We start from the raw sequence: 14038 nt of genomic DNA on the forward strand, positions 1-14038 counted from the left end.
TGAGCCGTCGTCGTCTGCGACGACTTCGTGACGAGCGTCCGCCGCGGGGGCCGAAGCGGCAGGTGGCCACGCTCGTACCGTCGGCCGGAGAGTAGCGCCATTGCCACCGAATCGCGGTCCAATCGCCTTTTACGGACGTAGCGTCTACGACGCGGTATGACTGACATTCCGGACCGCGTTCCGACGCCGTGTCCCTCGTGTTCCCCGGAGCTCGAGACGGTCCACGAGGTGCTGACCGTGACCGAGGGCGGGGGGACGCTCACCGTCCGCTGTGGCGAGTGCGGACACGTCCACAAGGTACAGCCCGAACGCCAGCGCGAGGTCACCCTCGACGTCGTGGTCTCCCAGGAGGGCGAGTCGTTCACGGCGAACGTCACCGTTCCCGAAGAGGAGACGGTCGAGGTCGGCGACGAGTTCATCCTCGAGACCCAGGAAGTGCTCTCGACGGTTCGCGTCACCAGCGTCGAACTCGACGGCCAGCGACGGACCGAGACGTCCGCCGCCGACGAGATCGAAACCGTCTGGAGCCGCGAGGTCGACAACGTGGCGGTCAACGTCACCGTCCACCCGAAAGACGGTTCGAGAGACGACAGCCGCGGAATCACGGTGTACGTCCCCGGCGACTACGAGTTCACCGTCGGCGAGGTCGAGGAGTTCGGCGACGACGAGTTCGAGATCGACGCGTTCGTCGTCCGCGACGACGCCAGCGGTTACGAGCGCGACCGCTACGAGATGGACGGCGACACGGTGCTCGCGAAGGACGCAAAGCGCGTTTACGCCTACGACCAGACGAGTAGCGCCTGGTCGGCCTGGTAGCGCTCGAGGCACCGCCTCACCGTCCGGACCCGACCGGTGGATCGAGCCGGCCGACAGTATATTTTCGCTCGTCCCGTACTACCCACGAGCCATGTCCGACGGCTACGAGGCCGCCAGAGAGCGGATGGTCCGAACGGTCGCCCCGCGCGTGGACGACGATCGCGTCCTCGCGGCGCTCGAGGCGGTGCCGCGTCACGCGTTCGTCCCGCCGGATCGACGCGACGACGCCTACGCGGATCGGCCGCTGCCGATCGGCGACGGCCAGACGATCAGTGCGCCCCACATGGTCGCGATCATGGCCGACCACCTCGACGTCGGTCCCGGCGACCGCGTCCTCGAGATCGGAACCGGCTGTGGCTATCACGCCGCCGTCACGGCGGAACTCGTCGGCGCGGAGTGCGTCTACAGCGTCGAGTTCGGCGAGGGACTCGCCGAGCGGGCCCGACGGCTGCTGGCCGAGACGGGGTACGGCGACGTCAGCGTCCGGGTCGGCGACGGGCGCGAAGGGTGGGACGAACACGCGCCGTACGAGGCCGCGTACGCCACCTGCGCGACGGCGTCGCTTCCCGATCCGGTCGTCGAGCAGATTCGTCCCGGCGGAACGGTGCTGGCCCCGATCGGACGCGGTCGCCAGACGCTCGTCAGCGCGAGCAAACGCGAGGACGGCACGCTCGAGCGCGACGAACACGGCGGCGTTCGCTTCGTCCAGATGCGCGGGTAGCGAATTCGGGTTCGCTCGCGTCGATCGTCGCCTCTCGAGGGCCCCTGTCACCTCGACCGACGCTCGAGGCCGCCCGAACGAGAACGGGGGACTGCGCCCGGAGTCGGTATCGCGGCCGGGCGGATCGAGTCGGACAAGCGCGTCATTGATATCCGCCGAGCGGGTAGCCCGGATATGGATCCCGCGGTACTGCGAGAGGACATGGTCGACGGGCTCGAGTCTCCGCCCAGAGACGTCCTCTCGGACGACGCCGTCGCCATCGCCATGCGCGACGTGCCCCGTCACGAGTTCGTCGACGACGAGCGGACGGCCTACGCCGACCGCGAACACGACGTCCTCGGAACGCGCGTCCTCGCACCGAGCACCGTCGCCCGACTGTTCGAAGCGCTCTCGGTCGCGGAACTCGAGGGGGACGGGACGGTCCTGATCGTCGGCGCGGGCGTCGGCTATACGGCCGCCGTCGCGGCCGAACTCGTCGGCGCGAGAAACGTCCACGCCGTCGACATCGCCCGTCCGCTCGTCTTCGAAGCGCGGGAGAATCTGGACGGCGCCGGCTACGGGGAAGTGCTCGTCGACCGACGCGACGGGGCCGACGGGCTCCCGGAGTATGCGCCGTTCGACCGGATCCTGCTCGAGGCCGCCGTCGTCGACCCACCGCGAACGCTGTGCGAGCAGTTGAGCGACGACGGCCGCCTCGTGTTCCCCCGGGGAACGGGAAAGCAGCGACTCGAGGCGGTGTCGGCCGACGGGGAACGGGAGCGGTTCGGAGCCGTCTCGTTCGACCCGTTGCTGATCGACGGCGAGCAGTCAGGCACCGTCGAGCGCAACCGGACGGCCAGGGAGGATCGAGAACACGCCCACCGCGCAGCGAGATCGCGCCGCGGCTGGGAACAGGAGTGGATCGAGTGGGAGGACGCGATCGACGGCTGAACGTCTCGAGTCGGCGAGAGAACCTGCGGTATCGGACTGACGACGGTTCGGATCGCGAGAGACGACGCTGGTGTGCGGTAGGTCCGGAAAGTGGGGGGTGGGGGGATTGGGGGTGGCGACAGTCTAATACAGATCGCCATTTCTTCGTATGGGGCGGAGGAGATTAAATATGAACTCTAGTCAGTTGTAGTCGATCGATACGAGATACTAATCACCTAGAGTCCCTTGTCGAACACCAGCGTCGCGAGCTTGCGTTCGGCCGCACGCAGGTGGTAGTGGTACGTCGGTGCCGACACCTCGAGCGTCTCCGCCAGCTCTTCGCCGGTGCTCTCGCGGGGCCACTCGAAGAATCCGCTGTAGTAGGCCGTCTGAAACGCCTCGAGCTGTTTGTCGGTCAGTCGATCCTCGAGTCGAGAGTCGAGGCGTTTGGTCGAACGGGTGCCGGTCGTCTCGCGTCGTGCGACGAGTTCGGTCTCGGGGTGTTCGTCCCGGATCGACTCGACCAGCGCGCGCGTTTCGACGTGCTGGGACATCTCGAGGACGAGCGTCGAGACGCCGCTCTCGGCGGTCGCCCCGCGAAGGCTGACGTCGTAGGTCCGCAACGTGTTCAGAAACGGCGTCGACGACACCGTCACCTCGTACAGGTACTCGTCGTCGCTTTCGGAGACGATCGAGATCGTTTCGATCGACGCCTGCTCGTCCTCGAGGTCGGCCAGCGCGGACGTCGGCGGCGTGCTGACGAAAGCGACGATACGCTCGTCTCGGTCGAGGACCCCCTCGAGCGAGATCGGTCCGTCGACGGCCGCCGACAGCCGGTTGAACAGCAGGCGGGAATCGCGACACTCGAGTTCGAGCTCGAGTCGGCTGTCCGTGAGCATCGCCCGGGTTCGTTCGACCGCCCGGATGGCGTGTCCGATCGTCTCGCCGAGTTCGGCGAACACCTCCCGTTCGCTCTCGCCGATCGAATCGACGCCGCTGACGTGAACGCACAACACGCCGTACCGGCGCTCGCCGTCGACGAGCGGTACCGCGAGCACCGTCTGGTAGCCGTACGTGAGCGCTTCGGTTCGACGGCGATCCCACCCGTCGTCGTCGAGGACGTCCGGAACGACGGTGACGGTCTCGCTCTCGAGGACCTCGCGGATCAGGGACGTCTCGGGTGCCAGTTCGCCGTCGGCCCGGACCCGGTCGACGTACGTCGCGTCGACGCCCGCCCACTGGGTCGGCTCCGGCGGATCGTCCTCGCTCGCGGCGATCCAGGCGAATCGGTACCGGTCCGTATCGGCGAGGCGATCGCAGACGGTGCGTTCGATCTCCGCGCGCGTCGAGGCCTGGGCGACGCCGTGGTTGATCTCGCGGATCACCTCGTTGATGTGATTGAGGCGGGTCAGCTCCTCGTTCTGGTTCGCCAGCGTCCGGTCGTGTTCCCGAAGCAGCTCCTCGCGTTCCGCGCGGTCCAGCGCGGCCTCGGTGTTGGCCGCCAGAATGTGAAACAGCTCGGTCATCGTCTCGTCGAACCCGTCGACCGACTCCGTCCCCGCGACCAGCACGCCGTGGGACTGGAGCGGGACGATCAGCTCGCACCGGCTGGTCGCCTCCGCCGCCGTCACGTCCTCCACGCGAGTGACGTCGTCGTAGTAGACGCTTTCGCCCTCCGAGAAGGCGTCCCAGACGTGTCCCTCCCCCCGTTCGATGGTCGTCGTGGGATCGACGACCTCTCGAGCGGAGCCGGCAGACGCTGCGTGATCGAGGACGCCGGTCGACGGATCGAACGCGTAGGCGGCGGCGACGGCGACGTCCAAAATCTCCGCGGCGGTCGCGACCGTCTCCTCGTAGATTTCGTCCTTGGTGCCGGCGCGCATCAGGTTGCGGGTCGTCTCGTGAAGCGTCGCCAGCGTCCGCTCGTAGCGGCGTTTGCTCTCTCGAAGCTCCGTCTCGATCCGGTACTGGGTGACGGCGTTCGTGATCTGGTTCGCGAGCAGCGCGTACTGTTCGCTCCCGGTCTCTTTCTGGAGGTACTGGGTTACGCCGGCGGCGATCGCTTCGCTCGCGACCTCCTCCGATCCGCGCCCGGTAAAGAGGATGAACGGCAGTTCGGGATCGGTCTCTCGAACCCGCTCGAGCAGTTCGATACCGCTCATCTCGGGCATCTCGTAGTCGCTGACGATGCAGTCGATCTCCCGGTCGAAGAAGATTTCGAGCGCCTCGGCGGCGCTGGTCGCCGGCTCCGCGACGATCTCCTCGCGGTCGCGCTCGAGCATCTCGCCGGCGAGATCCGCGAAGCCGGGCTCGTTGTCGACGACGAGGACGGTAATCGCGTTCGTCATGAGGATCGGTAGTGGGTCGTTTTCGGAGAAAGGATCGAGACCTACTAAACGATTAGTGTTCGATCGACGAGCGACCAACGGCCGAAGCCGTTGGCGTTCGCGCCGTATCGCTGTGCGGTTCGGGCGGCGACTCTCAATGATCCGACTCGACTACGAAAGCCCCAGCAGCGAGAGACCGAGCACGGAGCCGACGACGAGCACGATCGTCCAGACGGCGATGCTCGCGGTCATCCAGACCACCGTATCCCGACTGCGGCTGCCGGCGAGCAACGCGACGACCGCGGCGACGTGGACGCCCGTCAGCGCCGGGCCACCGATCGAGAGGCCCGGCAACCCGTACCGATCCCAGAGTTTCCGCGCCCGCTCGTATCGTGAACTCGATTTCGAGTCGGACTCGCCTCGACGGCCATGCCACCAGTTCGACAGCCGCCGGTGAAAGACGACGAGCGCACACACCGAGCCCGCGTTGCCGGCGAACGCGACGATCCCCGTGACGAGCGGATCCAATCCCAGTCCGATCGCGATCGGAACGACGACGAGGATCTCGACCAGCGGAATCGCCGCGAAGACGAACACGAGGACGTACTGCAACAATCCGGTCGTTTCCTCGAGCGTCGCTCCGACCTCGACGAGCAGCGGGGAAATCGTCATCCCGTCGAAAGACGTCGGCGGAGAAAAGAAAGATTCCGATACCGTCGCAACGGCGCGTCGGCGCGATCGAACCGAATCGCAGCCGCGCGACCGTTCGTGGGTTCCTCGTTGGTTCTGCATTCACCCGAACCGAACACACCGGTGAGCGCGGCGTTGTTTCCCCTCGGCCGCGCCGATTTTACTGCGCTCCGTTACCGCCGGTATTAAATACTGATACGTCGAGTTGACATGTATGGGTCGGTCGAACGTCGCGCTCGCGGCGAGACGTGGCTGGGAGCAACTGACGGAGGCGGTGGCCGAGACCGGGGCCGAGCGGATCGACGTCTACATTCTCGCGATCGCGTTCATAAGCGAGACGTACGCGTACGACGAGCGAGAAACGCCGGACGTCGACGGCTCGGAGCCGCCCGTCGAGCGATCAGAGCGGTAATTCGATTCGACGGTGAGCATCGTTCGACGAGCGCGCGACAGAGCGGAACGATCCGATCGTCGTGTGACGTTCGGCGACCGATCCCGCGGACGCGATCGTCTACCGGTCCCCGAGGACGACACACCTTTCCATCGACCCGTCCAACTCGTCGGTATGACCGACGCCGACGCGTTCCTCGAGACCGTACGCGAGGAGAACCAGACCGAACTCTCGCGGCTGGGATCGTCGAAGTCCCTGTACGCCGACACCGGCGGCGACATCGACACCGAACCCGTCCTGCGGGCGACCGCGGACGCGGAATACGCCGCCTGGCAAACGTTCGACGGGTGGGCCGACGACGAGGGCGACGACGACGCCCGGGAAGCGTTCGCGGCGACGGCAGCGGAAGAACGCGACCACTTCGAGACCGTCCTCGAGCACCTCGGCGACGAGGAGTACGAGCCGGAGGCGGTTCCGGCACTCCACGAGTACCTGCGCGAACTCGACGGGACGACCGAGCGCGTCGGTGCGCTCGTCGGCCGGATCCTCGCGAGCAAGCGATCCAAAGAACAGGTCGTCGGCTACTTCGTCGGCGACGCGGACCCCCAGACCGCCGGCGTCTTCCGCGAGTTCGGCGCGGAGCTCGACGGCCAGCTCGAGCGCGCGACGGAGCTGCTCGGGGACATCTCCGACGACGAGCGCGCGCTCGAGGCGGCGACCGACACGATCGAGGCCGCTTACGGCGAGTACGTCGAGAACCTGGAGGCGATGGGCGCGAATCCCAAGCCGGTCTGTTGATCGTCGCGGCCGACGCGAGGCGGCCACGGGCAGTCACAACGGGACGGATTCGAGCCGCTCGAACGGTGACTCGTACGGATTACTGTACCGACGTACCGGTGCACCGCCGCCCGTGTCGCGGGTGCGCCGGAACTGACGGACAGTAAACCGTATCGAACCGCCGGAAAAGCCGTCGCCGGACGGCGACAACCGTCGCGCCTCGGACGATTCGAACGGTTCAGACGCCCTCGAGCGTCTCCCGGTAGGCGTGGATCGACTCGATCGCATCGTCGACGCGGTCGGCGACCCGTCCGCCCTCCTCGTCGGCGACCTCGGCGAGGACGTGTTCGTGGCGGGCCAGTTTGCCGTGATCCGGCCCCCGGTCGGCGTCCGCGAGGGTGGAAAACTGTTCCGACTGCTGTCGTAACCGGTCGGCCGCGTCATGTTCGGCCGCCTCTGCGGCGCGCTCGAGCGACCGTGCGGCGTCTGCGAGGTGTTGACGGGACATACGACGACGTTCGTGGGCCGCGGACAAAACGGTTCCCGGTAGCGGCGTCGGCCGGCCGGTTACGGCGGCGATCAGACGACGCGCTCGAGGCGCGACTCGAGGTCGAGGTCGTCGGCCGCGTCGCCGGCGAATCCGGCGACCGCGTCGTGGAAGTTCGTCCGGTAGCTGGCGGGACCCTCGTGAGGGAGATCCGCCGCGCGCTCGCCGGCGAGACCGAACGCGACCGTTCCCTGGAGCGCCGCCGCGTGCTCGTCCTCGAGCGCGCCGGCGAAGACCGCGAGCGTCGCGCCGAGCATGCAGCCGGTGCCGACGACCGAGCCGAGCAGTTCGTGGCCGACGGTCAGGCGATACGCGCTGTCCGAATCGGCCACGACGTCGCGGACGCCCGAGGCGACGACGGTCGCGCCGGTCGAGTCGGCGAGCGACCGGGCGGTCCGTTCGATCTCGTCGTAGTCGCCGACGGATTCGACTCCCTTGACGTCGGCTTCGACGCCGGCGAGCGCGCTGATCTCGCCGTAGTTGCCCTTGATGATCGCGAACTCGATCTCCGAGAGGAGCCGTTCGGCGACCGCCTCGCGCGACGGCGTGGAGCCGACGCCGACGGGGTCCAGGACGACCGGAATCCCGCGCTCGTTCGCGGCTCGGCCGGCCTCGCGCATGGCCTCGACTTTCGCCTCGGGTAGCTGTCCGGTGTTGACGTGGACCGCGCTCGCGAGTTCGGCCATCTCCCCGGCGTCGCCGGGCGTGTCCGCCATCACCGGCAGCCCGTCCCAGTGGAGAATCAAGTTGGCGACGTCGTTGATCGTCACCTCGTTGGTCAGCGACTGCACCAGCGGCTCCGTCTCGGCGATGGTTCGCAACGACGCGGCCAGTTCGTCGACGGTGACGTCGATCGAGTCGGTCACTGTTTTTCACCTCGCTCCTCGAGTTCCTTCGCCGTTTCGACGGCGGTTGCAAGCGCCTCGGTCGCCGCCGTCGGATCGTCGGCCGCCGTAATCGCCGAGATGACCGCGACGCCGGTCGCGCCGGCTTGCGCGACCGGACCGGCGTTGTCGGCCGTCACGCCGCCGATACCGACGATCGGGATCGACACCGCGTCGGCGATCTCGGCGACGCGTTCGGGGCCGACCCCGTCTTTGTCCGCCGCCACGTCCTTCGACGAGGTGCCGTAGATCGCCCCGATGCCGAGGTAGTCGGCGCCGTCGGCTTCGGCGCGTTCGGCTTCCTCGACCGTCGACGTCGAGCAGCCCACGATCGCCTCCGGACCGAGCAGGTCGCGAGCGACGGCGACGGGGAGGTCGGATTGGCCGACGTGGACGCCGTCGGCGTCGATCGCTTTCGCGACGTCCACCCGATCGTTGACGATCAGGTCGACGCCCGCCTCGGCGGTGAGCTCGCGCACCTCGAGGCCGAGTTCGTACCGCGAGCGCGCGTCGGTCCCCTTCTCGCGCAGCTGGACGGCGTCGACGCCGCCGTCGATCGCTCCCCGGACGATCTCGGGCGTCGATCGACCCGCCGAGACGGAGGCCTGGGTGACGAGGTACGTTCGCCAGTTCGGGAAATTCACGGCGAATATTCCGCGGTGGTCGCACTAAGCCGCTTCGGTCGGCCGGAGACGTCGTGGCCGTTCGATCGCTCACAAGCGGTTTTTGACGGGCGCACGTCACGAATCACGTCGGCCAGCCTGAATTTCGGCTGTACATTTATCGGGGTGGCGAAACAGCTTCGGATAGAGACACCCCCATCGCCATGAACGAGCCGCCGCGATCACGACCGCGTACCGTACTCTATCTCACCGCGAGCGACGGCCCCGCCCACGACGGCGCGGCCGAACTCGAGGACGTTCCCTCGGGACCCGACCGGACGGTCGCGTCGCTGTCGACGGACGAACTCGACCGACTTCGCGACTGGGCGCCCGACGCCGACTGCGTCGTCTTCGCCGAGACGCCGACGACCGACGCGGGCTCGAACCTACTCGAGGTCGTCGACGCCTGCGAGTCGACGCCGGTCGTCCTCTTTACCGACGCGTCGTACGCGCCGCGGGCCGCGCGCGCGACCGACGGGATCGACGGCTACGTCAGACGGGACACGGACGACGCGCTCGAACACCTCGCGGACGAGATCGAGTGGGTCTGCGGCGGCGAGCGGGGAGACGAGTCCGACGACGACCCGATCGCGATGCCCGGCGATCGGTCGACGTCGGACGACGAACCGGCCGACCGGCTCCTCGAGTCGCTGGCCACGGTGACGGTCCAGCGCGATCGCGATCGGTTCTTCGAACTGCTCGTCCACGACGTCGCGGCGGCCTTCGACACCGACTACTGCTGGCTGTCGACGGTCCACTTCGGGGAGTTTACGCTCCGGGCGCGCACGCCGAGCGTTCCCGACGACTTCGATGGCGTCTCGCGCGACGGTCCCCTCGCGGAGGCGCTCGAGACCGGAGAGCCGATTCTGCTCGAGGACCTGGCGAGCGACGATCGACTCGAGTTGCCGTTCAGCGGGGACCGGCGATCGGCGTGTTGCGTTCCGGTCGGGGACGCCGGCATCCTCTGTGTCGCCGCCGAAGAGCGCGGCGTCTTCGACGAGCGAGACCGCGATCTCCTCGCGGCGTACGGACGAGCCGCCGGCGGGACGCTCGAGCGAATCGAAACCGAGTCACAGCTCGCGGGCGAGCGCGATCGGCTCCGGCGGGAGCGAGAAAAACTCCAGCAGCGTCGAGACCAGCTGGCGGACGACCGGAGCGAACTCCGGACGCAACGGGACCGGCTGGCGACGCAGCGGGACCGCGCTCGAGCGGTCTTCGAACGGCTTCCGGTTCCGGCGGCGCGGTACGAACTCGACGACGGACGAGCGATCGTCCGGGACGTCACCGCGAGCTTCGTCGACGTCTTCGACGTCGAGCGCGAGGCGATCCTCGGCGCGTCTCCGGACGAACTCGTGGCCGGTTCGAATCCGGACGCACCGGAGCCGACGCTCCTCGAGGCAATCGGGCGCGGCGAGCGTCGACGGTACACCGCCGACGTCGAAACCGCAGACGGACTCCGTACGTTCCGGCTCCTCGTGAGTCCACTCGAGGCGGCGAGCGGCCGGGATAGCGAAGCGTTCGGAGGGGATGAGGGGCTGATCGTCTACAGGGACGTCACCGCGAGACGCCGTCGCGAGCGGGAGGTAGCCGCGGCCGAAGCGCAACTGGAAACGATCGCCGCGCTGATCGACGACGAGGTCCGTCGGCCGCTGAACGTGGCCCGCGGCTTCCTCGAGCTGGCGGAAGAGACCGGCGACGAAGAACACTTCTCGGAGGTCGAGAGCGCACAGGATCGCCTCCTCGAGCTCGTCGATCGACTGAGCCAAACCGCGCGGGGTGGTCCCGAACGGGCTGAACGGCCGGCGCGCGACTCCGACGAACACGAGCCGGATCGAGCCCGCGGTGAAAATCGGACCGGGCGCGACCCCGGCGGGGAGCTGTCCGAGCGCTAACGAACGCGGAACTGTCGGGTCGGTCCGAACGCGGAACTGTCGGATCGGTCCGAACGCGGAACTGTCGAATCGCTCTCGAACACCGAGCTGTCGGAGCGTCTTCGCTGCGAAAAGCGAGCTCGAACGCGGCTCCGCTCAGTCCTCCGACGGATCGTCCTCGAGCGCCAGCGACGCCAGCATCGCCTCGAGCTGCAGGCGTTCATTGGCCCCCTCCGTGATGCGGTAGTCGACCTCGCCGAGTCGCTCGAGCAGCCGCACCGTCGCCCGCTCGGGGACGTCGAACTCCCAGGCCGAGCGGTGGAGCTGGTCGATGACGTCGCCGCCGGCGAGGCCGCGGTCGGTCAGCAGGTCGTCGAGCGCGGCGCGGGCGGCGGTGAAGTCGCCGCCGATGGCGTGGTCGACCATCGCCTCGACCTCCTCGGGACGCGCGGTCGCGGTGATCGCGAACACGGTCTCCTCGTCGACGACCTCGCCCATCACCGCCGCGGCCTGGAGGGCGTTGATCGCCTTGCGCATGTCGCCGTCGGCCGCGTACACCAGCGCGTCGACGCCGTCGTCGGTGACGTCGATCCCCTCGATCTCGGCGATTTCTCGAACCTGGGCCTCGATCGCCGCCTCGGAGAGCTGGGTGAACCGGAAGACGGCACACCGCGACTGAATCGGGTCGATGATCTGGCTCGAGTAGTTACACGAGAGGATGAAGCGGGTGTTGCTCGAGAACTGTTCCATCGTTCGACGCAGCGCGGACTGGGCGTCCGAGGTGAGCGCGTCCGCCTCGTCCAGAAAGATGATGCGGTGGTCGTAGCCGCCGAAGGACGACCGGGCGAAGTCCTTGATCCGATCCCGGACGACGTCGATCCCGCGCTGGTCGGAGGCGTTGAGTTCGAGGAAGTTCTCGCGCCAGTCGTCGCCGTACACCTCGCGGGCGATGGCCTGGGATGCCGTGGTGTTGTGCATCACCGTTGGAACGGATCCCGCGACGTAATTCTTCGTGGACGGGACCGTAAGGTCATAGACCTGGCGGTCGTCCTCGATACGCTCGACGGAAACGACTCGATCGAAGTACAGCGTGTCACTGGACAGGCGATGGAGCGTCGACAGGTGCTCAAGAACTTCCATCGAGCACATCTCGGACGCAACGTCGTGAATCCGGTCCGCAACGGTGGCGAACCGGGCAAGCGATGCGAGGTCGTGATCGTCGTTCTCGAGGAGTGCGCGTACGTCCCTTCCGGATAGATCAGTTCCCTCCGCTATTCGGTTGTCAGAAACGCGGAGGGCATCGATTGCTTGCGTGAGCTGCGACTGGAGCGAAGTGATAGCAGGAAGACTCTCTTTCGATTCAAGCGTCTCGAGGAGTTGGCCCGCTCGACGTGCAGTGGGTGACCGTCGACCATCCGCGTACTCGAGCAATCGGTCAGTTCTGATACCAGTCTCCGATTCGAGATGAGTTCGCATCTGAAGCGGTTCCAACGATGGGCGCTCGTTGATCCACGCCGATGGAACGGCGCTTAGCGTTCGAACGTCGGAACGAATGCGATACAGGTTCCGTTTGACTTCTTGTGCCGTTTCGAGCCGATCGGACGCCGCCTCGATGACGTGATCGATATCCTCGAGATAGGAGCACCGGCCTGGACTGTCGGGATTCAAGGTGTCGGTCAGTAGCGGCTTCTTTCTCAAAGCGAGGAGGTGGCACAGTTCGTCAACAGCTCGCTGAGCGGGAATTGTGTCATGGTTTGGATTACCCGAACGATTTTTCGCCGCCGCTAATCGTTCCCGTTTGTGATCGATAGAGAACCCGATGACCTCTTCGAATCGAGCGAGGTGTTCAGCGCTAGATACGTATAGCGAATGGTACTCGCGTGTTGTACCGGAGCCGTTCGTTTCCCCTTTCTCGACCGGTTTTCGTCGAGTCGGAATTCCGAAAGAGGCTAGCAGATACGAACAAAGTGTAATCAACGACTCGTCTTTCTGCGTGAGTTCGATCGTACTTTGGTCGGCAACGTACGCCTCCGAGTCAAACACTGCCTGCAGGAAGGCTGCGCGAACCTCTCGGGGTGCGTGAACCAGCGTCGAGCCAATTGCCGAAGACCTCGAATCGCCGAATACATCGAAGCAGCACTCAAGGAAATGATGAAGCGTTTTCGTTCGAATTTCGACGTACGGAACGCCGTGTTGTTCACCACCGGTCGGCTCGACGTCGAACAGTTGCCGCGCGCTTCGTTCGAAGAACGCACACAGACTCTCGTCAGTGTTGTAAAATTTTATCCGCCCGTTGTTGATTCGTGCTTCGCTGATCGCCAAGCCAACGAATCGTGCGAGTGCCGACGAAAGTTCCCAGGGCGGTGTAATGGGTCGCGAACGCTTATTTTGCGGTGTCACGTACTGGATCGACTCGACGTGAGATCGGAGTGTGGATTTGTCGACAGGAAGTGACCGGAGGTACGCAAGCGAACAGACCGTTGAAGATGCGTCGAGATCGATCGACACCGACCGCGCGTAGTTAGTCGCAGTCTTCCGATTGATTCCGTGCTCGGAGACGATATCATCAATCGAGTATCCCCGCCGGAGACAGCCGAGAACCGTTTTCTTCTGTCCCACGTAGTTTTCTTCCGCAGGGATATCGTGTTCCTGGGCAAACGCATCCGAGACGTGCACGAACGTTCGATCACCGTCCATCGAAGAGAGCCAGTCGAGATCCGTCTCCGTCGATAATGTGGGTGTTTCCAGCGGTCGAACGAGACGTTCTCCACCCGTAAGCGAATTTGCCTCGCACCACTCGAGACCATCTTCGTCACAAACAAGGAGTTTGTGTTCCGGCGTTACGGTGAGGTCGTTTCCGTCGCGCGTTTTGATACTGACGAGGTCGGTGGCTGTTTTCGAAAATGCGTGTGACGGCTCGACGTATTCGAACGAGCCATCCGGGGTATACGTGAGTATTTTCAGTTGATCCGGCGGATTCGAAAAGCCGTCTGTCTCACCGATCACAGTAGCGATCGGTGCAACCCCGTTATTCGTCAACACCGGCGTCTCACCAGTAACGCATTTCCCCGTACCCGCCGGCCCCGCAAACATGAGGTGGGGGAGGTCGTCCTGCTCGACGTAGCGCTCGAGTCGAGGCACGATGTCCTCGTGGCCTTTGATCTCCGCGAGTCGCTCGGGCCGATACTTCTCGATCCAGACTTCGGTCCTGCCGGGTGTCGGCTCCGCCGCCTCGGCGTCGGCCTCGCTCATACCGGCCCAAGGTCGGGACGGGAAATAAATCGACCGAACGACGGCGTGGACGTCGACGCGAACGGTAGTCCGACGAGGGCGTGGGTTTGGCCTGCCGACAGCGTCGGCACCGACCGACGATCGCGAGGGGAGGGGAAGCCGCCGATCGGCTGGTGATCGTCACCTAACACTTTTTCGTGCTGGGAGTGGGA

Annotated in this window: 13 protein-coding genes; 7 read left to right on the forward strand and 6 right to left on the reverse strand. The window is 66.0% G+C overall.

The features are described from left to right. Positions 1–156 precede the first annotated feature (156 nt). The 3 genes from EA472_RS08680 (at position 157) to EA472_RS08690 (ending at position 2467) form a co-directional block, all read left to right on the forward strand. A complete protein-coding gene (locus EA472_RS08680) occupies positions 157–816 on the forward strand; it encodes an HVO_0476 family zinc finger protein (protein WP_124191118.1) in 660 nt (219 codons plus the stop codon). A gap of 91 nt (positions 817–907) precedes the next feature. Then, on the forward strand, positions 908–1537 hold the full coding sequence (locus tag EA472_RS08685; protein ID WP_124191119.1) for a protein-L-isoaspartate(D-aspartate) O-methyltransferase: 630 nt from the start codon (positions 908–910) through the stop codon (positions 1535–1537). 174 nt (positions 1538–1711) lie between these two features. Then, positions 1712–2467: a protein-L-isoaspartate O-methyltransferase family protein gene (locus EA472_RS08690; RefSeq protein WP_124191120.1), complete on the forward strand. Its 756-nt coding sequence runs from the start codon at positions 1712–1714 to the stop codon at positions 2465–2467. Between the two features lie 215 nt (positions 2468–2682). On the opposite strand, the gene EA472_RS08695 is transcribed toward EA472_RS08690, so the two are convergent. Together EA472_RS08695 and EA472_RS08700 are read right to left on the reverse strand one after the other, a co-directional pair. Next, a complete protein-coding gene (locus EA472_RS08695; RefSeq protein WP_124191121.1) occupies positions 2683–4794 on the reverse strand; it encodes a bacterio-opsin activator domain-containing protein in 2112 nt (703 codons plus the stop codon). Between the two features lie 150 nt (positions 4795–4944). Beyond that, positions 4945–5445: a small multi-drug export protein gene (locus tag EA472_RS08700; RefSeq protein WP_124191122.1), complete on the reverse strand. Its 501-nt coding sequence runs from the start codon at positions 5443–5445 to the stop codon at positions 4945–4947. 232 nt (positions 5446–5677) lie between these two features. On the opposite strand from EA472_RS08700, the gene EA472_RS08705 reads away from it, so the two are divergent. Together EA472_RS08705 and EA472_RS08710 are read left to right on the forward strand one after the other, a co-directional pair. Further along, positions 5678–5875, forward strand: a complete 198-nt coding sequence (locus EA472_RS08705; protein ID WP_124191123.1) for a hypothetical protein — start codon at positions 5678–5680, stop codon at positions 5873–5875. 153 nt (positions 5876–6028) lie between these two features. Further along, positions 6029–6652: a rubrerythrin family protein gene (locus EA472_RS08710; protein WP_124191124.1), complete on the forward strand. Its 624-nt coding sequence runs from the start codon at positions 6029–6031 to the stop codon at positions 6650–6652. 217 nt (positions 6653–6869) lie between these two features. Here EA472_RS08710 and EA472_RS08715 read toward each other — a convergent pair whose 3' ends face one another. From EA472_RS08715 to thiE, 3 genes are all read right to left on the reverse strand, one after another. Then, a complete protein-coding gene (locus tag EA472_RS08715) occupies positions 6870–7139 on the reverse strand; it encodes a DUF7553 family protein (protein ID WP_124191125.1) in 270 nt (89 codons plus the stop codon). A 71-nt stretch (positions 7140–7210) separates the two neighbouring features. Further along, positions 7211–8044, reverse strand: coding sequence for a hydroxyethylthiazole kinase (gene thiM / locus EA472_RS08720; RefSeq protein WP_124191126.1), 834 nt, complete (start codon positions 8042–8044; stop codon positions 7211–7213). Continuing rightward, complete coding sequence (gene thiE, locus EA472_RS08725) at positions 8041–8706, reverse strand: thiamine phosphate synthase (protein WP_124191127.1); 666 nt, start codon at positions 8704–8706, stop codon at positions 8041–8043. The genes thiM and thiE overlap by 4 nt, the downstream gene beginning before the upstream one ends. 182 nt (positions 8707–8888) lie before the next feature. On the opposite strand from thiE, the gene EA472_RS08730 reads away from it, so the two are divergent. Continuing rightward, the gene (locus tag EA472_RS08730; RefSeq protein WP_124191128.1) at positions 8889–10616 is read left to right on the forward strand and encodes a GAF domain-containing protein; all 1728 of its coding nucleotides are present in this window, start codon (positions 8889–8891) and stop codon (positions 10614–10616) included. A 135-nt stretch (positions 10617–10751) separates the two neighbouring features. Here the strand turns inward: EA472_RS08730 and EA472_RS22770 are convergent, their stop codons facing one another. Beyond that, complete coding sequence (locus tag EA472_RS22770; protein ID WP_243637819.1) at positions 10752–13790, reverse strand: replication factor C small subunit; 3039 nt, start codon at positions 13788–13790, stop codon at positions 10752–10754. On the opposite strand from EA472_RS22770, the gene EA472_RS22985 reads away from it, so the two are divergent. Beyond that, entirely contained in the window at positions 13692–14003 is a 312-nt protein-coding gene (locus EA472_RS22985) for a hypothetical protein (RefSeq protein ID WP_243637822.1), read from the forward strand. The two genes, EA472_RS22770 and EA472_RS22985, sit on opposite strands and share 99 nt — an antisense overlap. Positions 14004–14038: the final 35 nt, after the last annotated feature.

It is taken from the genome of Natrarchaeobius oligotrophus, assembly GCF_003841465.1.
In the GTDB taxonomy this organism is placed as follows: Archaea; Halobacteriota; Halobacteria; order Halobacteriales; family Natrialbaceae; genus Natrarchaeobius; species Natrarchaeobius oligotrophus.